The sequence below is a fragment of the Pseudomonas putida genome, assembly GCF_030159595.1.
In the GTDB taxonomy this organism is placed as follows: Bacteria; Pseudomonadota; Gammaproteobacteria; order Pseudomonadales; family Pseudomonadaceae; genus Aquipseudomonas; species Aquipseudomonas putida_AC.
In genome coordinates this window covers 54,540-80,509 of the sequence record NZ_BSKJ01000016.1, presented here as the reverse complement: position 1 = coordinate 80,509, position 25,970 = coordinate 54,540, and the positions used below count along the sequence as shown (strand labels likewise).

The 25,970-nt window shown below is 56.3% G+C and carries 19 protein-coding genes and 1 pseudogene; 16 read left to right on the top strand and 4 right to left on the bottom strand.

The features are described from left to right. Nucleotides 1-239 precede the first annotated feature (239 nt). The 10 genes from recC to QQL85_RS25650 all read left to right on the top strand — a co-directional run bounded on the left by recC (nt 240) and on the right by QQL85_RS25650 (nt 16,169). Nucleotides 240-3,722: an exodeoxyribonuclease V subunit gamma gene (gene recC / locus QQL85_RS25695; protein WP_284357132.1), complete on the top strand. Its 3,483-nt coding sequence runs from the start codon at nt 240-242 to the stop codon at nt 3,720-3,722. After that, complete coding sequence (recB, locus tag QQL85_RS25690) at nt 3,719-7,393, top strand: exodeoxyribonuclease V subunit beta (protein ID WP_284357133.1); 3,675 nt, start codon at nt 3,719-3,721, stop codon at nt 7,391-7,393. Before recC ends, recB begins: the two co-directional genes overlap by 4 nt. Then, the gene (gene recD, locus QQL85_RS25685) at nt 7,390-9,465 is read left to right on the top strand and encodes an exodeoxyribonuclease V subunit alpha (protein WP_284357134.1); all 2,076 of its coding nucleotides are present in this window, start codon (nt 7,390-7,392) and stop codon (nt 9,463-9,465) included. Before recB ends, recD begins: the two co-directional genes overlap by 4 nt. A gap of 99 nt (nt 9,466-9,564) precedes the next feature. Beyond that, nucleotides 9,565-10,131, top strand: coding sequence for a YfiR family protein (locus QQL85_RS25680; protein ID WP_284357135.1), 567 nt, complete (start codon nt 9,565-9,567; stop codon nt 10,129-10,131). After that, a complete protein-coding gene (locus QQL85_RS25675) occupies nt 10,128-11,399 on the top strand; it encodes a diguanylate cyclase domain-containing protein (protein WP_284357136.1) in 1,272 nt (423 codons plus the stop codon). Before QQL85_RS25680 ends, QQL85_RS25675 begins: the two co-directional genes overlap by 4 nt. 4 nt (nt 11,400-11,403) lie before the next feature. Then, on the top strand, nt 11,404-11,895 hold the full coding sequence (locus QQL85_RS25670) for an OmpA family protein (RefSeq protein ID WP_284357137.1): 492 nt from the start codon (nt 11,404-11,406) through the stop codon (nt 11,893-11,895). A gap of 520 nt (nt 11,896-12,415) precedes the next feature. Beyond that, the gene (locus QQL85_RS25665; RefSeq protein WP_284357138.1) at nt 12,416-12,679 is read left to right on the top strand and encodes a hypothetical protein; all 264 of its coding nucleotides are present in this window, start codon (nt 12,416-12,418) and stop codon (nt 12,677-12,679) included. Nucleotide 12,680: 1 nt separating this feature from the next. Then, the gene (locus QQL85_RS25660) at nt 12,681-12,932 is read left to right on the top strand and encodes a DUF3077 domain-containing protein (RefSeq protein WP_284357139.1); all 252 of its coding nucleotides are present in this window, start codon (nt 12,681-12,683) and stop codon (nt 12,930-12,932) included. Nucleotides 12,933-13,146: 214 nt separating this feature from the next. Then, on the top strand, nt 13,147-14,319 hold the full coding sequence (locus QQL85_RS25655) for an SIR2 family protein (protein WP_284357140.1): 1,173 nt from the start codon (nt 13,147-13,149) through the stop codon (nt 14,317-14,319). Next, nucleotides 14,316-16,169, top strand: a complete 1,854-nt coding sequence (locus tag QQL85_RS25650) for an ATP-binding protein (protein WP_284357141.1) — start codon at nt 14,316-14,318, stop codon at nt 16,167-16,169. Before QQL85_RS25655 ends, QQL85_RS25650 begins: the two co-directional genes overlap by 4 nt. Before the next feature lie 175 nt (nt 16,170-16,344). On the opposite strand, the pseudogene QQL85_RS25645 reads toward QQL85_RS25650, so the two are convergent. Next, a pseudogene (locus tag QQL85_RS25645) lies at nt 16,345-16,476 on the bottom strand (LysR family transcriptional regulator); the annotation flags it as partial. A 244-nt stretch (nt 16,477-16,720) separates the two neighbouring features. Between QQL85_RS25645 and QQL85_RS25640 the strand changes: the two are divergent. The 4 genes from QQL85_RS25640 (at nt 16,721) to QQL85_RS25625 (ending at nt 20,661) form a co-directional block, all read left to right on the top strand. After that, nucleotides 16,721-17,866, top strand: a complete 1,146-nt coding sequence (locus QQL85_RS25640; protein ID WP_284357142.1) for a tyrosine-type recombinase/integrase — start codon at nt 16,721-16,723, stop codon at nt 17,864-17,866. Nucleotides 17,867-18,631: 765 nt separating this feature from the next. Beyond that, nucleotides 18,632-18,829 (top strand): hypothetical protein, encoded by a 198-nt coding sequence (locus QQL85_RS25635; protein ID WP_284357143.1) that lies wholly within the window; start codon nt 18,632-18,634, stop codon nt 18,827-18,829. Further along, nucleotides 18,826-19,305, top strand: a complete 480-nt coding sequence (locus tag QQL85_RS25630; RefSeq protein WP_284357144.1) for a hypothetical protein — start codon at nt 18,826-18,828, stop codon at nt 19,303-19,305. The genes QQL85_RS25635 and QQL85_RS25630 overlap by 4 nt, the downstream gene beginning before the upstream one ends. Nucleotides 19,306-19,866: 561 nt before the next feature. Further along, on the top strand, nt 19,867-20,661 hold the full coding sequence (locus tag QQL85_RS25625) for a hypothetical protein (RefSeq protein ID WP_284357145.1): 795 nt from the start codon (nt 19,867-19,869) through the stop codon (nt 20,659-20,661). Nucleotides 20,662-21,189: 528 nt separating this feature from the next. Here QQL85_RS25625 and QQL85_RS25620 read toward each other — a convergent pair. Next, entirely contained in the window at nt 21,190-21,834 is a 645-nt protein-coding gene (locus QQL85_RS25620) for a hypothetical protein (protein ID WP_284357146.1), read from the bottom strand. A gap of 115 nt (nt 21,835-21,949) precedes the next feature. Here QQL85_RS25620 and QQL85_RS25615 point away from each other — a divergent pair, with 115 nt between their 5' ends. Together QQL85_RS25615 and QQL85_RS25610 are read left to right on the top strand one after the other, a co-directional pair. Further along, the gene (locus QQL85_RS25615) at nt 21,950-22,753 is read left to right on the top strand and encodes a hypothetical protein (protein ID WP_284357147.1); all 804 of its coding nucleotides are present in this window, start codon (nt 21,950-21,952) and stop codon (nt 22,751-22,753) included. Nucleotides 22,754-23,228: 475 nt separating this feature from the next. Further along, nucleotides 23,229-23,774, top strand: a complete 546-nt coding sequence (locus QQL85_RS25610) for a recombinase family protein (protein WP_284357148.1) — start codon at nt 23,229-23,231, stop codon at nt 23,772-23,774. A 440-nt stretch (nt 23,775-24,214) separates the two neighbouring features. On the opposite strand, the gene QQL85_RS25605 is transcribed toward QQL85_RS25610, so the two are convergent. Beyond that, nucleotides 24,215-24,577, bottom strand: a complete 363-nt coding sequence (locus QQL85_RS25605) for an SHOCT domain-containing protein (protein WP_284357197.1) — start codon at nt 24,575-24,577, stop codon at nt 24,215-24,217. Nucleotides 24,578-24,887: 310 nt separating this feature from the next. After that, nucleotides 24,888-25,838, bottom strand: a complete 951-nt coding sequence (locus QQL85_RS25600; RefSeq protein WP_284357149.1) for a LysR family transcriptional regulator — start codon at nt 25,836-25,838, stop codon at nt 24,888-24,890. Between the last annotated feature and the right edge of the window lie 132 nt (nt 25,839-25,970).

Sequence of the window (25,970 nt, the reverse complement as noted above, 5' to 3'; positions counted from 1 at the left end):
GCGCATGCAGGTAGGGGTTTTGTCTTTGTGGGCCGAAAAAGATCCGCCGGATTCACGCAATCCCTGTAGGAGTGGCTTCAGCCGCGAGCACCGGCCAAGCCGGTGCCATCCATCCACCGCATCGCCCGCTTCGCGTGTAAGTCGGATCGCCGCTCCCGCAGCCTGATGGCATTCTGCCCTTGCCTGTTCGCGTGATATCGTTCCACCCTCAGCCATCAGTGCCTGCCAGAGACCTCCCGATGCTCACCACTTCCCATCTCCATCCCGGCTTCATGATCGTCCACGGCAACCGCCTCGACGACTTGCGCAGCCTTGTGGTGAGCTGGATGCGCCGCTACCCCTTGGCGCCGTTGGAAAACGAAATTGCCCTGGTGCAAAGCAATGGCATCGCTCAATGGCTCAAGCTAGCCTTGGCCGAAGACCCGCTGGAAGATGACCAGGGGGGGTGTGGTATCGCTGCCGCAATCGATGTGCAGCTGCCTGGCAGCTTCATGTGGCAGCTGTACCGCAGCGTGCTGGGCCGCGACGAAATTCCTGAAGTGTCCCTGCTCGACAAGGCCCCGCTGACTTGGCGCCTGATGCGCCTGCTACCCGCCTTGGTCGAGCGCCCGCATTTCGAACCGCTGCGGCGTTTCCTCACTGACGACAGTGACTTGCGTAAGCGCTACCAGCTGGCAGAGCGACTGGCCGACCTGTTCGACCAGTACCAAGTCTACCGCGCCGACTGGCTCAAAGACTGGGCCGCTGGCGAGCACATCCTCAACACCGCGCGTGGCGAGCGCAAAGCGCTGCCACCAGGCAACCGCTGGCAAGCCGAGTTGTGGCGAGCATTGCTGGAGGATGTGGGTGAGCAAGGCATGGCGCAGAGCCGCGCCGGTGTACATCAACGCTTCATCGAGCGCATCAACAGCCTGGAACAGGCGCCTGCCGGGCTGCCGCCACGCGTAATCGTATTCGGCATTTCCTCGCTACCAGCCCAGGCCTTGGAAGCACTGGCTGGGTTGGCGCGCTTCAGTCAGGTATTGCTGTGCGTACACAACCCCTGCCGCCACCACTGGGCCGATATAGTCGCCGACAAGGACTTGCTGCGCCACCAGTACAAGCGCCAGCAACGCAAGCAGGGCATGCCCCTGCAACTGGACGACCAGTCATTGCATCAACATGCTCACCCGTTGCTGGCAGCTTGGGGCAAGCAAGGCCGCGACTATATCAACCTGCTCGACAGCTATGACGATCCCGGCAGCTATCAGGGTGTATTCAGCGATGGTCGCATCGACCTGTTCAGTGACGGGTCGCCCACCACGCTGCTTAACCAGTTGCAAGACGACATCCTTGAGTTGCGCCCACTCGCGGAAAGCCGCGAGCTATGGTCGCCAGTCGATACGGCAAAAGACCGCTCGATTCGTTTCCACATTGCCCACAGCCCGCAACGCGAAGTAGAAATACTGCACGATCAGTTGCTGGCCCGCTTCAGCGCCGACCCTACGCTACGCCCGCGTGACGTGATCGTCATGCTGCCGGCCATCGACACTTACGCGCCGCATATCCGCGCCGTGTTCGGCCAGTTGCAGCGCAGTGATCCACGCTATATCCCCTTCACCCTCACCGACCAGGGCCAGCGTGGTCGCGAGCCTTTGTTGATTGCCCTCGAACACCTGCTCAAGTTGCCGGATAGCCGCTTCGCGGTCAGCGAAGTGCTCGACCTGTTAGACGTTCCGGCAGTCCGCGCCCGCTTCGGCATCCGCGAAAACGACCTGCCCACGCTTCACCGTTGGATCGAGGGCGCCGGCATCCGCTGGGGGCTCAATGCGGAGCAGCGAGCCAGCCTGGGCTTGCCCGCAGGGCTTGAACAGAACAGCTGGCGTTTCGGTTTGCGGCGCATGCTGCTGGGTTACGCGGTGGGTGTGGGTGACGCGTGTGATGGCATTGAGCCCTACGATGAAATTGGTGGCCTGGATGCGGCACTGATCGGCCCGCTGGCCGCGCTGCTCGATGCACTCGAAGTGGCGTGTCAGGCCCTGTCCGAGCCTGCTACCGTCAGCCAGTGGGGTGAGCGCCTGCATGCCTTGTTGCAGGTGTTCTTCCTCGCCGAAGGCGAGCGTGATGAACTGTTGCTGATGCAGTTGCAGGACCTGCGCGACAGCTGGCTTGAAGTGTGTGAGGCTGTCGGCCTGCAAGACCCGCTGCCACTGACCGTCGTGCGTGAAGCCTGGCTGTCGGGCCTCGATCAAGGCAAGCTGTCGCAACGCTTCCTCGCGGGTTCGGTGAACTTCTGCACCCTCATGCCCATGCGTGCCATCCCGTTCCGCGTGGTCTGCCTGCTGGGCATGAACGATGGCGACTATCCCCGCGCCCAGCAACCGCTGGACTTTGACCTGATGGCCAGCGACTACCGCCCAGGTGACCGCTCGCGCCGCGAGGATGACCGCTACCTGTTGCTTGAAGCGCTGTTATCGGCACGTGATCAGCTGTATGTCAGCTGGGTCGGGCGCAGTATCCGCGACAACAGCGAGCGCCCGGCCTCGGTACTGATCGGCCAGTTGCGCGATCACCTCGCTGCGGGCTGGCATCTGGCCGGCACAGAGCAAGGGCAGCCAGCACAGCCGGGCGAGCAGCTGCTACATGCCCTGACACAGGAGCACCCGCTGCAGCCATTCAGCCCGCGTTATTTCCAGAAGGGCAGCCCGCTGTTCAGCTTTGCCCACGAATGGCAGGTGCTGCACCAGCAGGGCGAGAAAGACGAGCAGGGCGACTCCACCCTACCGCCTTACCACGACGATGAAGCCTTGAGCCTGACCCAGTTGAACGACTTCCTGCGCCACCCGGTGCGGCATTTTTTCAGTCAGCGGCTGAAGGTGTACTTCGAAGCGCTGGAGGCGCCGACCCCGGACGAAGAGCCCTTCGTCCTCGATACCTTGCAACGCTACGGCGCCAGTGAAAGCCTGCTCGGCGCCGCCCTGGCCGAGCCGAGCAACGCCGAACAGGCCTTGCAGGCCCAAGCCCGGCGCCTGCAAGCCTGCGGTTTGTTGCCGCTGGCCGGCTTCGGCGAGCTACTGCAAAGCGAGTTGATTGAGCCACTACCTGACCTGCTGCAACGTCACCAGCAGTTGCTGGAACGCTGGCCACAGCTGGTCGAGGGCGCTTTGCCGGTACATTTCGAGCACGGCCAACACCGGCTCGAAGGCTGGCTGGGCCGTGTGTTCCAGGCGGATGACCAGAGCCTGCTCAGCATCACCACCGTACCGAACACCATCAGTGCCGGGCGCAACAACCTCAAGTGGCACCGCCTGATAGCCCCTTGGGTCACGCACCTGGCAGCCTGTGCTGCGGGCTACCCCTATAACAGCGCACTGGTAGCCAGTGACTTGACCCTGTTACTTGCACCGCTGCCGCAGGAGCAGGCCACGCAGATGTTGGGCGACTTGCTGGTGGCCCGTCAGGCGGCGATGAACGCGCCGCTACCGGTTGCAGCCAAGACCGCATTCGCCTGGCTGGCCCAGGACGATGCCGAAAAAGCCTTGGCCGCAGCAGCCCGCGCCTACGAAGGCGACGAGCGCACCAGCTTTGGCGAGCGTGGTGAAAGCATTGCCTTGGCCCGCCAGTTCCGCGACTTTGCCGCACTCACCGCTGACGAAACCTTTGAAGGCTGGTGCGAAACCTTGTACCGCCCCTTGTTCACCGCCCCCTGGCAGACCTTGGGCAACCCGGAGAAAGGCGTATGACCCAGGACCGTCCCCTGGCACTGAGTTTCCCCCTGCACGGCAGCCAGCTGATCGAGGCCAGCGCCGGCACGGGCAAGACCTTCACCATTTCGGCGCTGTATCTGCGCCTGATCCTCGGGCACGGTGGCGAACAGGGTTTCGGCCGCGAGCTGCTACCACCGCAGATTCTCGTGGTGACCTTCACCGACGCTGCAACCAAAGAGCTGCGCGAGCGCATCCGCGCCCGCCTGGCTGAGGCCGCACGGTTCTTCCGTGGTGAACTGGAAGGCGCCGACCCGTTGTTGCATCAACTGCGTGATGATTATCCGAAAGAGGCCTGGCCGCGTTGTGCCGGGCGTCTGGAAATTGCCGTGCAATGGATGGACGAAGCAGCGGTATCGACCATCCATGGCTGGTGCCAGCGCATGTTGCGTGAGCATGCCTTCGACAGCGGCAGCCTGTTCACCCAGACCCTGGAAACCGACCACAGCGAGTTGCTGGGCCAGGTGATGCGCGATTACTGGCGGCGCTTCTGTTATGGCATGCAAGGTAATGCACTGGCTTGGGTACGCGGCAATTGGGGGAGCCCCGATGCTTTGCTGCCGCGCATTCGACCGCTGTTTGGCCGCGTACGCGCTCAGCACGACGGGGCGGAGCCCGCTGCATTGATCCAGGCGTCGCTGCAGCAACGTGACCAACAGCTGGCCCGCCTCAAGGCGCCGTGGGCGAAGTGGGCCGAGGAGCTGCGGCAAATCTGCCGCGATGCACTGGCCGCCAAGCAGGTCGACGGCCGCAAGATGCAGGCCCGTTACTTCGAACCTTGGTTCGACAAACTTTGCGCCTGGGCTGCCGATGAGCAATTGGTGGAGCTCGACCTGGGGACCGGCTTCACCCGCCTCACTCCGGCGGGCATGGCTGAAGCCTGGAAGGGCGAGCCGCCCGAGCACCCGGCCCTCGACGCCATGCAGACACTGCAGCAGCAATTGCAGGCCCTGGACAACCCGGATGCGCCGTTGCTTGAGCATGCTGCCAGCTGGGTATCGGCACGGTTCGAAGTGGAGAAGCGCCGGCGAGCGGAAATGGGCTTCGACGACATGCTCGTGCGCCTGCGGCACGCCTTGGCCAGCGAGGCTGGCGAGCGCCTGGCCAGCCTGATCCGCGAGCAGTTCCCGGTAGCGCTGATCGACGAATTCCAGGACACTGACCCGGTCCAGTACGGCATTTTCGAGCGCATCTACCAGATCAGCGAAAACCGCGCGGAAACCGGCCTGTTCATGATCGGCGACCCCAAGCAGGCGATCTACGCCTTCCGCGGGGCCGACATTTACACCTACCTTGCCGCGCGGCGCGCCACCAGTGGCCGCCTGCACAGCCTGGACACCAACTACCGCTCCAGCAAAGCCATGGTCGCGGCGGTCAACCAGGTGTTTCTGCAGGCCGAGGCGCGTGAAATGGGGCGGGGTGCATTCCTGTTCCGCGAGGCCGATGACAACCCGTTGCCGTTCATCGAGGTGCGGGCCAAGGGCCGTGGCGAACAGCTGCTGATTGACGGTGAAGCCAGTGCAGCCCTGCAGTGCTGGCAGCTGGAAAGCGAAGAGCCGGTTTCCAGCAGCGTCTACCGCCAGCGGCTGGCAGCCAGCTGCTCCAGCCATATCGTCGCTTTGCTCAACGGCGGTCAGCAGGGCACGGCGGGTTTCCGGAACGGCGAGGGCGAGCTGCGCCCGTGCCTGCCCTCGGACATCGCCATCCTTGTGCGTGACGGACATGAGGCGCAGATGGTCCGCGCCGAGCTGGCCGCGCGTGACGTGCGCAGCGTGTACCTCTCCGACAAGGATTCGGTGTTTGCCGCTCAGGAAGCCCACGACCTGCTCGCCTGGCTCAAGGCCTGCGCCGAGCCTGACTCGGAGCGCCTACTCAAGGCCGCACTGGCCAGCCTTACGTTGGGCCTGTCGCTGCCTGCGCTGGACCGGCTGAACCAGGACGAGCGGGTCTGGGAAGGCTGGGTCATGCGTTTCCGCCATTACCGCGACACCTGGCAACGCCAGGGCGTATTGCCCATGCTAAGGCACCTGCTGCATGACTTTGAGCTGCCGCGCACGCTCATCCGCCGCAGTGATGGCGAGCGTGTGCTGACCAACCTGTTGCACATGGCCGAGCTGTTGCAACAGGCCGCTGGTGAGCTGGACGGTGAACAGGCGTTGATCCGCCATCTGGCCGAACACCTGGCCAGCTCCGGGCAGGCCGGCGAAGAGCAGATCCTGCGCCTGGAGAGCGACGAGCAACTGGTCAAGGTGGTGACGATCCACAAGTCCAAGGGCCTGGAATACCCCTTGGTCTACCTGCCGTTCATCTGCACCAGCAAACCGGTGGACGGCAGCCGCCTGCCACTGGCCTGGCATGACAGCGAAGGTAATGCCCACCTCACACTCACGCCGGACCAGGAGCAGATCGAGCGCGCCGATGACGAGCGCCTGGCCGAAGACCTGCGCCTGCTCTATGTAGCCCTGACCCGCGCCCAGCATGCTTGCTGGCTGGGTGTCGCTGACCTCAAGCGTGGCAATCAGAAGAGCTCGCAGCTGCACCGCTCGGCATTTGGCTACCTGTTGGGGGGTGGCCTTTCCTTGGCAGGCTCGGAGCAGCTTACGGACTGGTTGCAGGCGTTGGTTGCGACATGCCCGCACATTGCCTGCCCGGGCCTGCCGCAAGCGGATGAACAGCTGTATCGCGCGCCGCATGCCGAACGTGAGCTGCTGCCCGCACGCAAGCCTCGTCGCGCGGCAGCGGAACACTGGTGGATCGCTTCGTACAGCGCCCTGCGCGTCGGCGATCAGACACTCGTTGCCGACAGCTCGCAGGCCCAGCAACTGCTGGATGACGAAGAGGCCGATGCCCAGGTACTGCGTGAGGTCCCGGCCGATAGCGGCGATATCCACCGATTCCCACGCGGGCCGAACCCGGGCACCTTCCTCCATGGCCTACTGGAATGGGCGGGCCGCGAGGGCTTCAGCCAGGTCACCGGCAATCCTCAACTGATCGAGCGGACCGTTGGTCAGCGCTGCAACCGCCGCGACTGGACCGGCTGGATTCCCACCCTCACCCAGTGGCTACAACGCTTGCTGGGCGAGCCGCTGCCCTTGCCGGGCAACGACCTGAGCGTAACGCTCGGAACGTTGCGCCATTACCAGATCGAAATGGAGTTCTGGTTCGCCAGCCACCAGGTCGACGCCGAACAACTCGACCGCCTGGTGGCACGCCATACCCACCCCGGCCTGGCACGCCCGGCGGCACAGCCAACCGTGCTCAACGGTATGTTCAAAGGCTTCATCGACCTGGCGTTCGAGCTGGACGGGCGTTACTACGTGACCGACTACAAGTCCAACTGGCTGGGCCCGGACATCCAGGCCTACGACGCAATGGCCATGGAAAAGTCCATTATCGAGCACCGCTACGACCTGCAGTATGTGCTGTACTTGCTGGCCCTGCACCGCCAGCTGCGCGCCCGCCTGCCGGATTACGATTACGACCGCCATGTCGGCGGCGCCCTGTTCATCTTCCTGCGAGGCGCCAGCAGCAGCGGCCACGGCGTGTACCACGTCAAACCACCGCGTGAGCTGATTGAAAGCCTGGATGCGCTGTTCCGTGGTGAGCGCGCGCCCGCACAGCAGGATCTGTTTGTCGGAGTAGCACCATGAGCCGAAGCCTCGTCGACCTGTTGCCCACCCCTCTGCACGCCGAGCACCTGCTGGCATTGGCGCCGCAGCATGACAGTGGTGACCTGCTGCAACTGCTTGACCGTTGGGTAGAGCGGGGCTGGCTGCGTGCCCTGGACCGTGCATTTGTGTCGTTCCTTGAAGAGCGCGCCCCTGGCAGTGATCCCTTGCTGTTGCTGGCGGCAGCGTTGGCCAGCCACCAACTGGGCCATGGCCATGTGTGCCTCGACCTGCAGCAAACCCTGACCGAGCCCGACTTTGCCCTGTCGCTGCCTCCGGAGGGCGACGCCCTGACCGGCCCCTTGCTGCTACCCTCGCAACTGCTGGCCAACCTCGACTTGAATGCCTGGCGCCAACGCATCGCAGCCAGCTCGCTGGTGGCTGCTGGCGATAGCCCGGGCCAGCAAGCGCGGCCACTCGTGCTCAGCGGCGAGCGCCTTTACCTGCGCCGTTACTGGACCTACGAGCGGCGCATCGACCATACCCTGCGCCAGCGGCTGAGCCAGGCCGAAGCGCCGCTGAACGACCTGCCAGATCGCCTTGCGCAGCTGTTCGAGGGTGGCGCGCCAGCGGGTCAGGTGGACTGGCAGAAGCTTGCCTGTGCGCTGGCCACCCGCGCCGGTTTCAGTATCATCACGGGCGGACCCGGCACGGGTAAAACCACGACAGTCGTGCGTCTGCTGGCCTTGCTGCAGGGGCCAGCGGTGGAACAGGGCAGGCCCCTGCGCATACGCTTGGCCGCTCCGACCGGCAAGGCCGCTGCGCGCCTGACCGAATCCATTGGCCAGCAAGTTGAGCGCCTGCAAGTCAGCGCCGAAGTACGCAGGCAAATCCCCACTGACGTCAGCACCGTGCACCGTCTGCTCGGTAGCCGCCCAGGGTCGCGGCACTTTCGCCACCATGCTGGCAACCCGTTGCCGCTGGACGTGCTGGTGGTCGACGAAGCGTCGATGATCGACCTGGAAATGATGGCCAACTTGCTCGATGCCTTGCCGCCACGCGCACGGCTGGTGCTGCTGGGGGACAAGGACCAGTTGGCATCGGTCGAGGCTGGCTCGGTGCTGGGGGACTTGTGCCGGGATGCCGAAGAGGGCTATTACTCGCCGGCGACTGCCGCGTGGCTGGAACAGGTCAGCGGCGAGTCGCTGGCCGGCAGCGGCCTCGAGGCCGGCGATGAGCAGCGCAACCCGCTGGCCCAACAGGTGGTGATGCTGCGTTTCTCACGACGCTTCGGCGAAGGCAGCGGCATTGGCCAGCTGGCCAGGCTGGTCAACCGCCAGGACGCTTACGCGGCACGCAACCTGCTGGCCACGCCACCTGACGACGTACACAGCCTGGCGCTCAAGCACGAGCAGGATCGTGCATTCGACCGTCTGCTGCTCGATGGCCTGAACCGCGGCGCCGATGGCCCGCAGGGCTATCGCAGCTACCTTCGCACCCTTGGCCGCTATCGGCCAGCACTCGAAACCGCATTTGACGACCCCGCGTGGGAGCAATGGGCGGGCAAGGTGCTGCACAGCTTCGAGCACTTCCAGTTGCTGTGTGCGGTACGCCGGGGTGCCTGGGGTGTCGAAGGCCTCAACGAGCGGGTGGCGCGGGTGTTGCACAATGCCGGGCTGATCGACAGCCAGCAGCCCTGGTACGAAGGGCGCCCGGTGCTGGTGACCCGCAACGACTACGGTCTGGGCCTGATGAACGGTGACATCGGCATTGCCCTGAGCCTGCCGGATGAGCAGGGTGAGCCGCTGCTGCGCGTGGCCTTCCCGCGTAACGACGGCAGTGATGGCGTGCGCTTCGTCCTGCCCAGCCGGCTTAACGAAGTGGAAACGGTGTTCGCCATGACCGTGCACAAGTCCCAGGGCTCGGAGTTCAGCCACACGGCGCTGGTGCTGCCGGATGCGCTCAACCCGGTGCTGACCAAGGAGCTGGTGTATACCGGTATTACCCGCGCCAAGCACTGCTTCAGCCTGGTCGAGCCACGGCAGGGCATTTTCGAAGAAGCGGTGGCGCGCAAGGTACGGCGTATTTCCGGGTTGATGCTGGAGCAGGTCTAGGTCCATCAAGCCCAAGGCACATGGCCGTGTGCTCATACAACAATGCGGCCATGTGCTATCGTTGCGCCGATATCGGAAAGGATTTAAGAGATTTTCCACATGAACGTGGCCGCAAGGCGAGTGACAAGCTGTGCGCTTTCGCTATTGCTGGCCGTCCTGTTCCTTTCTGCAGGCCCCGCCCAGGCAGAAACTGCCACAACCGCCGCCCAGGCTCAGCAACGCGCCAAGGCGGTCACCCAGGTGGTACTCGGCATCTTCAGTTACGCCCGCTGGCCCGTCGAACCCTCCCCCTTGCGCTTGTGCCTGGTCGGCCCGACCGAGTATGCCGATGACTTGATCAAAGGCCATCTACAGGAGTCCGGCCGCCCGCTGCAGGTGCGGCGGCTGCTGGCAGAGGATACCCAGGTCGCCCAGGCCTGCGATGCCATCTACATCGGCAAGCTTGACCAGGGCCAGCGCGACAAACTGTTCGAGCGCATCAGCGGCCACCCGGTACTGAGCATCAGCGAAGCGGATGACCCGTGCACGGTCGGCAGCCTGTTCTGCCTGCGGGTCAGTGACCAGCAGGTGGCCTTTGAAGTCAACCTCGACTCGGTGGCGCGCTCCGGCGTGCGCATTCACCCCAGCGTGCTGCAATTGTCGCGGCGCCGGGCGGTGCAGCCATGAAACCGACCCGCAAGCAGGGCGTGCGCCCGACCCTGCGCTCGGTGCTGGGCCGTGGCCACCTCAGCGTTGCCTTGCTCGCTGTGGGCCTGGCCGGTATTTCCCTGACCCTGCTGGGCGTGCTCGCCCTGCGCGTCTACGCCAACCACAACTTGCACCTGATCGCCCGCTCGATCAACTACACCGTGGAAGCGGCCGTGGTGTTCGATGACAGCGCAGCCACCAACGAATCGCTGGCGCTGATCGCCAGTCACGAGGAGGTGGCCGAGGCCAAGGTCTTCAACAACGAAGGCGAGCTACTGGCGCACTGGCAACGCGGTGATACGGGCATGCTCGGCAAGCTCGAAGTGCAGGTGGCCACTGCCTTGCTGGATGAGCCGGTCAACCTGCCGATCATGCACCAGCAGCAAAAAGTCGGGCACACCGAACTGGTCGGCCAGGGCCGTAGCCTGTTGCTGTTCCTGCTCAGCGGTCTGGCAGGAATCCTGTTCTGCACGATACTCAGCGCCTTGGCTGCCCAGTATCTGTCGCGGCGCCTGCTGAGCAATATCACCCGCCCGCTGCGTGGCCTGGCCAGTGTCGCCCACGCCGCCCGCCGCGAGCGCAGCTTCGACCGGCGCGTGCCGGAGGCGCCGATTGCCGAGCTCAACGAGCTGGGCAACGACTTTAATGCCCTGTTGGACGAACTGGAGGTGTGGCACAGCCACCTGCAGAACGAAAACCAGACCTTGGCCCACCAGGCCAGCCACGACAGCCTGACGGGCCTGCCCAACCGCGCTTTCTTCGAGGGGCGCCTGAACCGCAGCGTGCGCAATGCCGAACGGCAGCAGGACCACCTGGCGCTGCTGTTCCTCGACAGCGACCACTTCAAGCAGATCAACGACACCCTCGGCCATGCCGTGGGCGACGAAGTGCTGATCAGCGTGGCCGATCGCGTGCGCGCCCAGCTGCGCGAGCATGACCTGGTGGCACGCCTGGGTGGTGATGAGTTCGCCGTGCTGCTGACACCTTTGCAGTCGCGCAAGGACGCCGAGCACATTGCCGAAAAAATCGTGGCCAGCATGAAGCTGCCGGTGCAGCTGGACAGCGGCCGCAGCATTGCCACCTCACTGAGTGTCGGCATTGCCTATTACCCGGATGACGGCGCTGACCCCGCCAGTCTTCTCAATGCCGCCGATGCGGCGATGTACGAGGCCAAGCGTAAACGCCGTGGCCATTGGCAAGTGGCGCAGACGGAACGGTCCGCCAGTGAAATAAAGAACAGGAGCTGAACCCGTGATGCACGCTTTACGTTTTCCCCTTTGGGCCTTGTTGCTCGCCGTGCTGGCGCTGACCGGTTGCCAGAGCGCACCACCCAAGGGCCTTACCCCTGAACAGATTGCCGTGCTCAAGCGCGAAGGCTTTACCCCCACCGATGAAGGCTGGGCTTACGACCTGTCCGGCAAAGTGCTGTTCGGCAGCGACCTGGACAGCCTCAACGGCCAGAGCCAGGCGATTGTCGAGCGCATCGGCAAGGCGCTGCTGGGCGTTGGCATCCAGGGCGTGCGGGTGGACGGGCATGCCGATTCGTCGGGCAAGGCGGCGTATAACCAGCAACTGTCCGAGCGCCGTGCCCAAAGCGTGGCCAAAGCGCTGGTCGGGGTGGGCATGCAGGCCCAGAGCATCCAGAGCCGTGGGTTGGGCAGTACCCAACCGGTGGCGGACAACCGCACCAGCGCCGGGCGTACCGAGAACCGGCGGGTGTCCATCGTGGTGGCGTCTTACTGACCCCAGCCTCACAGGCCAGCACACATCTCCTGTGGGAGCGGGTTCACCCGCGAACACCGGCGAAGCCGGTGCCATGCACCGAGTTGCCTGCTTCGCGGGTGAACCCGCTCCCACAATTACTGCACATGGCTTCAATGCGGCGCGGTCAGTGTAGGAGCTGGCTTGTCTGCGATTGAGGGCGAAGCCCTCGCCAAGGCCATCCGCCTGTAAGACATTTCTGAACCTGAAACCAAATGCTTCAGTTCACCCCACCTAGCGAATTATCCTACACGCCTGTCAGAAGCCGCCACATAGGCGGGGAAGCCCCCCTGAGATAACGTCCTTGGGTCGCCTTTCCAGGCGACCGGGCTTGAGACCCCCGGACTACATGTGTTGGCACCGCTTCATGGCGGTCGTGCGCGGGCAGGCTTCGGCCTGGCCGGTATTCATGTGTCCCGGGTCTCAAACCGCGCACGACTGCCACCCAAATCCTTGAGACGAAGAGGGCGGCAGTTCCTGGTTCGTTCAAGGGAGCGCCATCATGAAAAAGCTCGTACCCGATCCACCCGCCTCAGATCTTCTGCAACTCGATCCGCCCAATCTCTCATTTCTAGATCCTCCTAGCATCGAAGAATGTGATCAGCTACTCCGCGCCCTGATTCTGACGGTGAATCACACGACTACCGTATTGGTCGCTAACGGTCCTGGCCTGATGCAAGACGCCATGGGCATGAACATTCGTCTGCTATGTAGAGCAATCCACGCTCTGACGGACCACACCAGCACCCGCATCAAGGAGCAATGAAATGAGCGATGAGCCAAGAAATTCCTCGACAGCGGGCGTAGAGGTCTTCGACCTGTTCCGCTTGCAGCCAAACGTCCCCTTCGATCATGCCTTCACGCAGCTATCCGTGCTGCTGGGCTGCATACGTCATCTCACCACTGAGGCAGAGATGGAGAATGACCGGATTGCAGGCAGTGCTGCGCGCATTCTCAGTGAAATGGCGAAAGCATTGATTGATGACATGGAACGAGGGATGGCCAAACGGGCTTCATAGTATTTATCTACCGGGGCCGCACTGCGGCCCTTGGCGGATTGGGGGCGAAGCGGCCAACGGCGTCGCTTGTACGATTCTAACCTCTGATCATGATCAAGCTATCTCCAGCACAGCGAGACGACTGCTCGACGAACGTCGTAGATCGGCCTCTTGAGGAATCCGAGGGATTCGTGGCAAATAGCCATACCGGAACGAATCCGCTATGGATAGGCTCATGAACGCTAACAACAACGATTGGTTGGAACAGCTTGACCGGCACTTGGCTTCGCCTTGTTTGACTTGGCTCTTAGGCGCGGGAGTGAGCTTCGGGGCGAAAATTCCTCTGATGTACCCCCTAACCGGTAGAGTCAGAGCCTTGGCTCAGGGTACAGAACACATGGAGCTTCTCGATGCGTTATTCAATGAGATCCCAGAAGGTGCTCATATTGAGCATATCCTCAGCCATCTGGGTGACTACAGTGCACTGGCATCTCGCTCTAGATTAAAGACCGTTTCTATCAATAGTACCGACTTCACACTTGATCAAATGAGCTTGGCTCATAAGGCGATTTTAGGATGGATTGCCGAGACTATTCGCTGGGGTTATGTACCAGCGCGAGCTGACGCTAATGAGCAAGTGGGGAATGCTACTGCGCCACTTGTTGAAATACGGGATCACAAAGATTTTGTCGACGCACTTTTTAAAACGTCGCAAGCAGGACTACATGACCGTAGGCAAGCAGTACGACTGTTTACTACAAATTACGACACATTAATCGAAGACGCTCTAGCTCTTGCTAATGTTACTTACTGGGATGGATTTTCAGGAGGTGCCATTGCCTTCCGTACTCATCGCTTTGGTGATGATGAACCTAAAAATGCTGTTAGGGCATGCGTTGTAAAACTTCATGGCTCTATTGATTGGCATCTGGGAGATGATGGGAAAGTTTGGCGCGTGCGTGATTTTGACACTTACCCAAACCGCCATGGGCTAATCTTGATACATCCTCAGGCAACAAAATATGCAGCCACGCAGCGAGATCCATTTGCGGCGCAATTTGATCTATTTAGAAAGTCTCTGTCTAGTCGTGAAGATAATGTGCTCGCAATATGCGGGTATAGTTTTGGCGATGACCACATAAATGATGAAATAGAAATATGTATGGGTCGAGTCGACAGCAGAACTACCCTTTTGGCATTTGTGCGTGAGGTGGATGGGCTTCCAGAGTGTTTGGTTAGATGGCGCGCGAAACCTTGGTCGACGCGACTCTATATACTTACCCAGAACGGACTCTACGTTGGTCGCAGTGACGCTATTCATACGCCAGTCGATAATTCTGAGAGGGCTTGGTGGACATTCTCTGGTGTTACCAAAATGCTTCGTGATGGCTCGGAGAGTTTTCTATGAGTACTCCTTTTGAAGCGGTATCAGATCTTAAAGTCGGGACTATAGTAGAAGTATCCGGGTCTACTGTTAAAGTCGAACTTTCTGGGGATGTCTCCGAGTTAACTAGGAGCTTCGATGGGCGAGTCTATCCTATCGGCCAGATTGGAAGCATTGTGAAGGTTCACTTCGGCCGCCGCTTGGTGTTCGGTTTTGTGACATTGCTTAGGATGAAATCGGAGGAGCTTTCCGACATGGTCATGCCGCCTATCCCAGCAGAGGCTGACCAGCGTGTTATGGAGATCCAGCTTTTTGCAGAGGGCGCGTGGAGCAGTGGACAGAGTCGTCTATCATTTGCACGCGGTGTATCCACATATCCCCTACCTCGGCAGAGCGTTTACCTCCTAACCCGTGATGAGGCAGCGATACTTTACCAATCTGCGGAAGGACAACGACCTGATGGGGTTGACTCGTTAGTAGCATTCGCAACCTATGTAGGTGCTGATGCTGCTGTGTGCCGCGCCAATGTGGACAAAATGTTCTCGCTACATTGCGCCGTATTGGGCTCGACTGGATCCGGAAAATCAGGAGCTGTCTCTGCATTACTCCATAGCATTTTGGATCACTCTCCTAGAGAAGGTCTGCAGTTTACTCCGCGGATAGTCATGATTGACCCGCATGGTGAATATGGTAGGGCCTTTTCTGATCGCGCACGGGTCTTCAGAGCTTATGACCCTATCGGGACGGATGAAACGCCCGGAACTCCTATCAGGCTGCCCTACTGGCTAATGTCCGCGGAAGAGTTCAGACTTTTGATTATAGGGAAGACTGAGTTCGAGGCAACCTCCCAGAATAATATTATTTATAAAGCGCTTACTCATGCAAGAATGGTGGCCGCTGGCCTTGTGGACTCAGCCCCAACTGCATACGGTTGGGCCATTCCTCAAGATGGACTAGATTTAGATGCACCACGACCGAAGCAAGGCGTGAATCCCTCTCGGGTTATTGAGTTCGATAGAGATAAACCGCGTCCTTTTCTCTTGAGCGAGTTACTGAATCATATCATTTATCTTCAGGCTGCGCGGCCAACCAAGGCTCAAGTTACTGAGAGAATAACGGAAACTGATTTTGGTAAGGGATTTAAGTCAATCATCGACAAGCTCGGTATGCTTTGTCGCGATCCTCGCATTGAGTTCCTGATGAGAGAGTGGGACCCGCAGGAAAAGCTTGAAATTATAATATCGCAATTTGTAGGTTGCTTAACAAATGACGCAGGCGATAAACAAGATCTCCGCATAGTTGATATTTCAGGTCTCCCCAATGAAGTGGCTGGACCACTCGCCGCTGTAATTGCCCGGCTGCTTTTCCAGTACAAACTCTACCAGACGGTAGAAGAGCGTCGTAGAGACCCTGTACTCTTGGTCTGCGAGGAAGCCCACAGATATGTCCCTGATCGCGGTGAGGCAGAATACGCAGCGGCCCAGACGGCAATTCGGCGCATAGCCAGGGAGGGGCGTAAATATGGCATTGGATTAATGTTGGTTAGTCAGAGACCAGCGGATATTGAGAGTACGGTCATATCTCAATGCGGTACATGGCTTGTCCTCCGGCTTAGCAATGCCGCCGACCAGGCACATGTCGCTCGGTTCCTTCCGGATGGGTTAGCCGGCATGATTAAGGCGCTTCCTACGCTTGCCCAACAGGAAGGACTATTTGTTGGCGAAGGTGCGGCGTTGCCCGCAAGGGTCCGGATCAAAGAACTGCCGGAGGAGAAGTTGCCGAGGTCCGAGAGCGTAAGCTTCGCCCAAGGTTGGGCAGAGCAGCGTCTGACTAACGATGAATTGGCAGGTATCGCTGGTCGCATGAGCAGTTAAAGCGATCCTTCAAATACCCTCGTGCGGTACTTGAAAGGCTCCTAATAAACCCGCAAACCCTTCGCCGATGCTCGCTGACCTTGCATAGGGTCTACGGTTGATAGGGTTTGTATGGTTAAGTTCGCGTCGTCAAGCTTAGATTGAGGTAGTGGGGCTTCAAACAGCCCCACAGTTTCTAAGCAAACCGCATCTCGCGAATTTCACCCATCAGCAACGGCGCATTTGCCTCCGTCACCCCGCGGATGTAATCCCACAACAAGGTAATGCGCTTCAACTTCCTCAAATCCTCCCGGCAATACATCCAGAACGACAAAGAGGGAAAGGGTTAATCCAATAGATTCAAGGGGTTAGCCATCATGAGCGTCATCCTACAGAGCCACCCTGTTACAAGTGTTGTTACAACCCGCACGTTGCCCTTGAGGCCACATTGCCGACTAGCCAGCCCCTACCACTACCGGCGACACGGGGTCTACTACCTGCGCCTTCGTATGACAGGTAGCGTGAGCAGGATGGTGTCTGTCTCTCTGAAGACCACTGATCGGAGACGGGCAATGGACACCTCCGCTCATCTCATAGCATCACTCCAAACCTTCCACATTGAGCGGCCTGAAGCCTTGTGGAACGATCTACGAGAGCATCTGCTGACATTGGTGAGTCGCACCGTGGTGTCTGCTGATGACAGTCATCCCTTTCATCATTGGGGGGATTTGTACCGGAGCGTCACCGTTCCCCCAAGCCCAGTGGAAACACCGAACAGAGAGGTGATGAGCACAGCGCCAGCAGAGTCACCGATGACCTTTGATGCACTCGCTCAGTTGTACATGGCTGATCGTGCTGGAGAGCAGAAACCTTCAACCCTGAAGGAAACGACTTTGTGTCACAAGGTGATCAGTGAGCATCTGGAGGGATTGGACTTCAGGAACCACTCAAGAGAAGACCTTGTAGCGTTCAGGGGGCGACTAGCCCAAGGACGGATGCCCTCAACGGTAAACAAGTTGATTGTGAAGATGTCGGCTGTGCTCGCATGGGCTGTGGAGAATGGTCATCTGAGCAAGACCTACGACAAGAAGCTGAAGCTGACAAAGGGGGTCGAATCGACCCGTAAGGCTTTCTCACAGCATCAGGTGAGCAAGCTGATGGAGTATGCGAACGGCCTTCAAGAAGAATCATGGAAGCGATGGCTGCTCAGCCTAGGGATCATCACTGGTGGACGACTCAAGGAAATATGTCAGCTAACAACGAGTGACGTTGTAGTATTTGACTCGGGAGTCGTAGCCATCCACATCAATGAGAATGGGGAAGGGAAGTCGATCAAGAACAAACAGAGTAAGCGATTGGTGCCACTTACTGACGGTGCTTACGGATTCGATCTTGCTGCATTTTTGCGGTACGTCGAAACATGCCGGGCGGAGGGCGTAACGGAACTTGCTCAGTTTGGATACAGACCATCAGGTGAGTGGGTGAATCAACAAGGTATCCCCGCCGCTCTTACAGGTACATATGAGCGCGGCCTAGTATTCCATTCATTACGTCATTCGCTGGCATCATTGATGCAGGAAAAAGGAGTTTCCGTACTCCATGCTCAAGCTGTAATGGGTCACGCCTCCCGCACTATCACATTCGACACATACGGTAATGGCGTACCTGTTGAAGTTGTTGCTGATATGTTGAGGAAGGTGTTCCGTGAGATTGCATAAAACTAATGGCAACTAAAATAGTTGACTTAAAGTGTAAAAACATATGTAACGGTATAGACTTTTTCTGGATAAAAGTGTATAATACGCATATTGATTGAGAAAATCAGTTTCAGCATTTGGTTGGTGTTTGGTGCTGTTAAGGTGGAGGTTCCGCTGACTTTCTCAATCAAATCTAATTTCAGCGGGCATCCTCGCTCCAAGGCAACTGCATAAGGTTTCTCCTTTCCTTAAATGTAAGTTGTCATCAGCCGGTTGTTACCCTCAATAACGACTGGCACTTATTCTTCTAATCCCCTGCACTCTCACAGTGCTGGGGCATTATTTTGTCCGCAGTAACATCTGTTCCAATACCAAACAATTAATTATTCATATCTATGGAGGAAATCTCATGGAGCAACTACGGCTGTGCAAAGTTTGCAATACAAAAATCAATCATCTTCGTTGTGATGCAATCACCTGTAGCTCAAGCTGTCGCGGGAAAATGTTCAGAGCAAATAGAGCCAACAACACATTGGTCAGGTTCCGAGTACCAAATGACCTGTACACCGACATCGTAGTCAGTGCATTCCAAAGTAAGAAAGGTATTAATCAATTCTTAACTGATCTGGTGGTTAAATATGCATAACAAGTTCATTAGAAGCCAGATCAAGCATTTGAAATCCTTGAAACAAGCGGCAATGGCAACTGGAAATAGAGCAGAGTTTCAAAGGTGCACTGATATCATCGAAGCCTTGAGTAGTCACTATGTCATCCGTGGAGGTAAGTATGTCTGATGCTTTCCAACGTGGGTTAGAGCGTGCGTTTGCAAGAAAGAAGAACAATGTCGCCAGTGCCAAGCCAAAAGTAACTCAAGCCAAACCAGTTGTTAAAGCTGTGACTGGGTTTGATGAAGAACTGTACCGAACAACGATCATCAGTAAGATGATTAAGCTGATCCACAAAATACAAGGAGTAAAACAATGACCGAAAAGAAAATCACCATTCAAGGAACGCCCCCTAAATGGGATGAAGTTGAATATCAGCGATTGGTTGATCTAGAACTTCATGCTTACCGAAACACTGTTCGTTGCTGCGAGCAACTTAAAACTACTTTCGAAGTGGAGCTATTCGAACTGGTGGTTGAGAAAGCGAACAATGGTTACACCGTTAGCAAGAACCAACCAATTTATCACGGGCCACTTGAGCATTCAGTGTGGATGGTTAAACCAGAATCTCAACAAGTTGAAGATGTCGCAGTCATCAAGGTAACCGTCAAAGCTGACTATGTTAAGCACCTACAAGAGGAACGTGCGAAGTACGAAGATAAACTTCGCCAACAACTGATTCAGGCGCAGGAAGAAAAAGATCGTAAAGCTGCTGAGCAGGCTAAGGCGAAACAGTTGGCATCTATCGAAAGGCAAGTCAAAGAATGTTATGCACCGCTGGTAATACCGGACTAAGTTCATCAGCACGCTGAGCGATTTAACAATGCAACTAACAGGCGGCTCCCACTGGAATTAACCAATGGGAGCTTTTTTTTGTATCTGAAAAACTGGCTGATGATCCGATTTTCATTGGTCGATGACCGATCAGGTTCTTAGCACTCCTGAGGCTTTCGCCAAAAACTTCGTAATTCTCAACGGTTAATACACTTCTATGTCATTTCCAACGGATTACTCTGAGCGATTCGGCTGGAAGGTACCAACAAAGCTTTCTGCGGCGTTTTCTCCGCTCGGACAAGAAAAGGGTAGCGGGTGCAGGCCAGCGTCGCTGTAATCGCTTGGTTTTGAAGCACAGGGGTGTTGGTGATTTCTTGCTGAAAACCACGGTTTTATGGTTTGTCTGGACTAATCATATTTAGACAAGCAATTTTCAACTGATTGTTTTTTAGATAACTTGTCAAGACTATGCAGCTTGGTGGTGTATCTCTATGATGTGCCACGCCTCAATAAACACGCAAATACACACATTTGGCACAACCGAGAGGAACTGCCTATTGATTGAAAAAGGAGAATTAAGAAATGGCAAATATTGGTGCAACCTATAAGGTCGAGCTGGAGAATGAAGTAGTTCGCCTGTACGAAGTGGACGGCTTGTCGATTGCAAAGATCGTAAGCGCTACTGGAGTACGCGAACGCCGCGTCAAGCAACTAGTTAGCGGGAAGATTAAAGGCAGCGGCGTGCCAACCAACTTGAACAAGGCATCTGCTGCTGTCTATCAGCATGCAATTTCAAGTTGCGGCATTTCAAATGATGAAGTTAGAACCATTTGCCATGGTATCTACGGAGTAACTTGGAACCCCAGTACCGGGAAGTATGATTCTAACCTGACTCAAACTGATATTGATAAAGTGAAACGTAAGGTTAGAGACTTGGCAGTTGCGAACAGCGAAGTGGCGACATTCCGACCAAGCTGGATGAATCCTCTACACGCCACTGACTGCTGGAAGTGGATGGAGTCTTTTGCTCTCGAAATGCGAGCCCGCTATGAAGAGGGTATGAACGAGTTTATGGAGCGATTTGCAGTTCCTGTTGTAGATTCGGTCGAAGGCGACCTGCTGCGAAAGAAGCAATATTACAGCGGGATGCGTCATATTTCTTCTTTAAGTACCGGCCTTGGGTCGGAACCTGTTGAAACGCTACTGAGTCGAACAAAGGGCATTGCTGATCGAATCGACGGTAGGGAAGACTTGCCAGCACCGGCTAGGCCACAGGGAAAGCTACGGCAACTCATTCCTGAGCCGAAACGGGAATGCTATGACCCATTCTTTGATGAGATTGAGCGGATGGAGTTAGCACTACAGCTTGCGGCCTAACGTCCCGTCATGTTGACCTTATTAAGAGTCGGACGGCTCGGACGACGATTAATAAGGGGGCTGTTCTTCTGTGGAGGTTGTCCACAGGGTAGGCTTTCTTCAAGGTGAAGCCTTGGGTAGGTCACTAGAGAAGTTGAAAGGAGAAGGGACAAGCTCCCTTCAAAACCTAAGAGCGTGTAATGCCTGTGCTATGCACAGGATAGTAATGACATCTTGAATAACCAATCCTGAGCTTGGCTCAGAATATAATACTCAAGATAATAAAGATCAAGGGCGGGTCGGACTGTCTGTCCTTTACCCTAAAAGCATTCGCCTTCGGCTCACCTGCGATCACTGGATGTATGAGAGTGATAATTTTCTGATTGTCAATCAGTGATCGCCAAGGAAACCGAAGGTTTACGCTCTTTGAGAATCAGTACCCAGTGTGTATTCACACTGAAATGGTTGTGAGTAAAATCGGAAAAAGAGCAGAGTGAACGACAACCATTTTATGTAAGTAATTCCCAATTCAACTACCATCTAATACATTCATAGTAAGGTGCGAAGCCATTCTCTACAGTCGTGAAAGAAACGGGTGTAGCCTGAGACAAACTCTGACACCCTTACCGCATAAAATAGCGGCTTGTTGTCCAAGTCGGCTCGCTCAAGGTTTAATGCCAGAACCAGCGGTTCGTTTTCACCTATCCTTGCTAAATCTGACTGAATGAAAGAGTGCTTAAAGGTATTGGATAGGTCATTTAACAACTTAATCAAATCAAGGTGTCGCTCAAATAGATCATCTGGACCATAGTATTTGTGTTTGAATACGAGCCCGATAGTATCAACTTTGACTCTTGACGGAATCTCACCCCCATCCCGCAGCTGATGCATACACCAAACAAGTGCTACAAGTTCATCGGCCACCCTTCGCATCCCGGTCACTGCGTACTCTGTAGAAAACCGATGCATATTGAAAACATCTTTCATGCTATCTTCAATACTTCCGGTCCTTGCAGCGCACCACGTCTCATAGCTTGTGATTATTTGCCGATTGGCTTCATTCAGTCTAGAAATAATATCCATCCACTTCAACTGGAAATTGCCATAAGGCGTATCCGCCGGTAGCGGGAGGAGCAATGAGACATTCAGAGGCTCTTCCGGTTGCTTACCGATGTCAATCAGGATGTAGGCCATGGTGAGACACTCTTATCGTATGGAAGATGTAGACAATGATCGTTGCTTAGTCTATACCATCGGGTGATATCTGAGTATCGATGCTAAAAATTTATCCTGCTGAGGGCATGTTTAGATGGAGAAAAAGGACAAGAAGGGGAGGAGGCAGAAGCATGGTGAAGTTACCATTCCCCGCGAGGAGTGGGTTTATGGTCATGCAACCGAGAAGGTGTCATCGTTAACACTGCAGAAGGACTCGGTAACGGGAAAGCTCAATATTCTTGAGATAGACCCTTCCACCATCAGGCGTCAGATCACCCATAAGCGGGAGGCTAAAGACGACAAAGTCCTCTATTCCGCTCCCGCAGACGACTTCTCTCTGTCGCTCACTAATTTTGAGGAAGTGCAGCAACGCTTTGATTATCTTATGGCCGTAGATACGAATACTCTGGATACGGTGTACAAAGGGTACAAGGTCAGTGCTTGTTGTATCTATGTGGTAAAAGATCATTTGAAGTCGGTCGTTGCTGATCTACCTTTTCAGCATCATGCTACATTTTTAATTTTGAATCCCAATCATGAGGAAAAGAATGAACCTATAGGCTGGCACCTCGCTATTTCTCAAAGTATTGCCCCGTGGTTTCTACAGAGCTGTCGGATTGGGATGATAGTTGACAGCGAGCTTGGAAAGCATATTGATATTAATGCAGGAAGGGAACCGTATTACGGGAATCACCACCTTCCGCAAAAGTTACGATTTATATATGCCTCTGATAGGTCTGCCACTTATGCTAACAGCATGATTAAGCAGTGCCATAATTCTGCTAATATGGTACTTGAGCACTTTAAGGGGGTTGGCATTGATTCTGTATTGCAGCGAAACCCTCTCAAGCTTGGCGATGCCCTGTGTTACAAAATAGTATCGTCGCAACAACCGTGAACCAATTTACGAGCAGAGTGCGTTTTTTCTCTGGCTTTCGTGTTCAGATTGAATCCGCATTCGGCTTGCTGAAGCTTAACCCCAAACCATTCTTCCTAAGTTCTCACCACAAATGCCGCTACACCCCTTTGTACAGATGTCGTCACACCCGGTGTGCAGATTTCGTCGGAGGTCATTTCGATTTTTCACTAATCTCATTTTCGAACATTGGGAATTTGCCAATGAGTCAGCACCCGGTATCAGTGCCCGGTGTCAGCTAGCCGGTGGGGCGCCACATCGTCAAAGAAGTTCATCGTCGGCAAGCCGGTCTGCACTGTATGAACGCCGCGTGTTCGTATCATTAGGGTACACCCTTGGGACTACAGATCGCTGAATACACAAACCCTGCCACTGCCGTATTTATTAGGGTTGATTTTGGTTATGAATACGACCATACTTGCTGCATCTAGAGGCTATTGAATACAGGCAGGCAGACATGGCACACGTTGCTTACATCCGGGTCAGCAGTGAAGACCAGAACACCGACCGTCAGCTTGATGGAATAGTTGTAGATCGTACATTCACTGACAAGGTGAGCGGTGCGACGACAAACCGTCCTGCATTGTCCGAGATGCTGGACTATGTACGCGACGGTGACACAATCCATGTTCATTCGATTGACCGTCTTGCGCGCTCACTGGCTGACCTGCTGACGCTAGTTACCGATCTACGCATAGCGGGCGTGTGCGTTCACTTCCACAAAGAACAACTGCTGTTCACATCTGAGGTGAACCCTACACAGGAACTTATGCTGAGCATGATGGGCGCTGTCGCTGAGTTTGAACGAGCCATCATCAAGGAACGTCAACGAGAAGGCATAGCGAAAGCGAAAGCCAAGGGTGTTTACAGAGGTCGTGTGAAAAAGGTTGATGACCAAGCAATACTTGATGCTATGGGTCAGGAAGGTGCATCCTTCCGTAAAGTTGCTGCGGACCTTGGCGTAAGCCTTAGCACGGTACAGCGGGCAATGAAATCAGCATAAGGCACAAGGCTCTCAGCTTCGATCTGAGAGCGCCCTACACCAGTACATAACCCCCGTGCATGACTTGCATACCAGTCGCCCCGTATTGAGCCTAATTGGAGCTTTGCGGGGCGTTGTCGTATGTGGTCGCCAATAGTTTATCAGGGATTTCATAGAACATTGACCCACCCCACCTTGGCCCGTGGCTTGCAGTCAAGCAGTGGTGCTGTATAGCAGGGATTTTGAGTACAGAGCGCGCACGGTTTGATTTGGAATCCAATTCTGAAACTGAGGGGAAATGGTTTTTTCTGCAAACTAACATCCGACCATAAAAACTGATCAGATACTTCGTGCCGCGAGCAGGTTAAGAGTCCTCTTGCTTTTTGGAGTATCTCAAAAGTCCTCTTAACTTCATCCTGCTCACTACAATACAGAATGGCAGGAAAAATTTACTTCCGTAACTACCCTTGGAGCAATTGTTTCTTCTGAGTCGCAAATTCCTCGTCAGTCAAAATTCCTCGCTCTTTCAGGGCTGCAAGCTTTTCAAGTTCATCCGCTACAGAAACATTTTCTTGAGATGGTGCTGCTACGGTATTGGAGCGAGCAATAGCTTTGATCGACTCTAAGTGACGTTCATTTTCGGCTGCTACCTGAGCTTCCCGTGCAGACTCCTTATTCAAGTCACTCACGATCAGAACGATAATCAGCCCGAGTAAAGGCGAGGTAATGACGGACAGTAGAGTAAAACCCCAAAAGCTACGCCCCTTCGAGCTTGCCAGCATACCTACCCCAGCGGACAACACTAACCAAAAAACAATAATCATGAATCCCAAGATCATCTCTCCTTGGCTTCTATAGCCTACAGTGGAATGCAGATAGTAGCATGAGGCTATCACTGTCAAAAGCTATCCATCGTCAAGGCTAATGGGCGAAGCACCTGAATCTTTTTGTCAATGAAGCCTTTTCTTTACCTCCAAGGTATCGCTTCCCTTTCGACCACTCTCATTCGGCAACCCTCCACGGGACAATGGGTGTCACAAGTGGTGTCACAACCTCTGTCACAAGTGGTGTTACAAGTCGTTGCTTTCAGCCCCTTGCGGTAGGTAGGATGAAGCTCCCTTACTCCTTGTCGATCTACACCTGAGCAAACCGCATCTCGCGAATTTCACCCATCAGCAACGGCGCATTTGCCTCCGTCACCCCGCGGATGTAATCCCACAACAAGGTAATGCGCTTCAACTTCCTCAAATCCTCCCGGCAATACATCCAGAACTGCCGCGTCACCTCGATCTCCTCAGGCAGCACAGTCACCAACCGCGGGTCCTGCGCAGCCAGGAAACACGGCAGTATCGCCAGCCCACGCCCCTGCAACGCCGCTGTGTACTGCGCAATCACGCTGGTACTGCGTAGATGCGCAGTGGCGCCAGGGATCAGGTTGGCGAGGTACAACAGCTCTGAACTGAACGCCAGGTCATCCACATAACTGATGAAAGGATGTCTAGCCAAGTCCGCCACCTGACGAATCGGTGTGTGGCTGTCCAGGTAATCCTGGGTCGCATACAGCCGCAAGCGGTAATCACACAGCTTGCAGCACACATAAGGCCCATGCTCCGGTCGCTCCAGCGCGATGACAATGTCCGCCTCACGCTTGGACAGGCTGATGAAGTGTGGCAGCGGCAGTATATCCACCGAAATCGCCGGGTAGGCATCAACGAAGTGGCTCAGCTGCGGGGTAATGAAGAAGCTGCCAAAGCCTTCGGTGCAACCCATGCGTACATGCCCCGACAGCGCCACCCCCGACCCGGACACCTGCTCGCAGGCCATGTGCAGCGTGCTTTCGATCGACTCGGCATACCCCAGCAAGCGTTGGCCTTCGGCGGTCAGCACAAAGCCGTTGGTCCGCGACTTCTCGAACAGCAAGGTACCCAGCGCCCCCTCCAGCGAGCTGATGCGCCGCGACACCGTGGTGTAGTCCACGCTCAGGCGTTTGGCGGCACTGCTGGCCTTGCGGGTGCGGGCCACTTCGAGGAAAAACTTCAGGTCGTCCCAGTTGAGGGCGCTCAGGGATGTGAGGTCTTTTTGCATGATGATCCGGTTTTTTTGTGCGTTCTTGTTGGATGTTTGCACATCTATACTCGAAACAAGCCTCAGGACGCCACCTTGCGTTTGCTTGGCGCTGGCGATCTCGTCCCGACAATAATTCCAAGGAGAACGCAG

Coding starts and splice junctions, on each gene's coding strand:
- recC (WP_284357132.1), top strand. CDS start 240: ATGCTCACCACTTCCCATCTCCATCCCGGCTTCATGATCGTCCACGGC.
- recB (WP_284357133.1), top strand. CDS start 3,719: ATGACCCAGGACCGTCCCCTGGCACTGAGTTTCCCCCTGCACGGCAGC.
- recD (WP_284357134.1), top strand. CDS start 7,390: ATGAGCCGAAGCCTCGTCGACCTGTTGCCCACCCCTCTGCACGCCGAG.
- QQL85_RS25680 (WP_284357135.1), top strand. CDS start 9,565: ATGAACGTGGCCGCAAGGCGAGTGACAAGCTGTGCGCTTTCGCTATTG.
- QQL85_RS25675 (WP_284357136.1), top strand. CDS start 10,128: ATGAAACCGACCCGCAAGCAGGGCGTGCGCCCGACCCTGCGCTCGGTG.
- QQL85_RS25665 (WP_284357138.1), top strand. CDS start 12,416: ATGAAAAAGCTCGTACCCGATCCACCCGCCTCAGATCTTCTGCAACTC.
- QQL85_RS25660 (WP_284357139.1), top strand. CDS start 12,681: ATGAGCGATGAGCCAAGAAATTCCTCGACAGCGGGCGTAGAGGTCTTC.
- QQL85_RS25655 (WP_284357140.1), top strand. CDS start 13,147: ATGAACGCTAACAACAACGATTGGTTGGAACAGCTTGACCGGCACTTG.
- QQL85_RS25650 (WP_284357141.1), top strand. CDS start 14,316: ATGAGTACTCCTTTTGAAGCGGTATCAGATCTTAAAGTCGGGACTATA.
- QQL85_RS25640 (WP_284357142.1), top strand. CDS start 16,721: ATGGACACCTCCGCTCATCTCATAGCATCACTCCAAACCTTCCACATT.
- QQL85_RS25635 (WP_284357143.1), top strand. CDS start 18,632: ATGTCTGATGCTTTCCAACGTGGGTTAGAGCGTGCGTTTGCAAGAAAG.
- QQL85_RS25630 (WP_284357144.1), top strand. CDS start 18,826: ATGACCGAAAAGAAAATCACCATTCAAGGAACGCCCCCTAAATGGGAT.
- QQL85_RS25625 (WP_284357145.1), top strand. CDS start 19,867: ATGGCAAATATTGGTGCAACCTATAAGGTCGAGCTGGAGAATGAAGTA.
- QQL85_RS25620 (WP_284357146.1), bottom strand. CDS start 21,834: ATGGCCTACATCCTGATTGACATCGGTAAGCAACCGGAAGAGCCTCTG.
- QQL85_RS25615 (WP_284357147.1), top strand. CDS start 21,950: ATGGAGAAAAAGGACAAGAAGGGGAGGAGGCAGAAGCATGGTGAAGTT.
- QQL85_RS25610 (WP_284357148.1), top strand. CDS start 23,229: ATGGCACACGTTGCTTACATCCGGGTCAGCAGTGAAGACCAGAACACC.
- QQL85_RS25605 (WP_284357197.1), bottom strand. CDS start 24,577: ATGATTATTGTTTTTTGGTTAGTGTTGTCCGCTGGGGTAGGTATGCTG.
- QQL85_RS25600 (WP_284357149.1), bottom strand. CDS start 25,838: ATGCAAAAAGACCTCACATCCCTGAGCGCCCTCAACTGGGACGACCTG.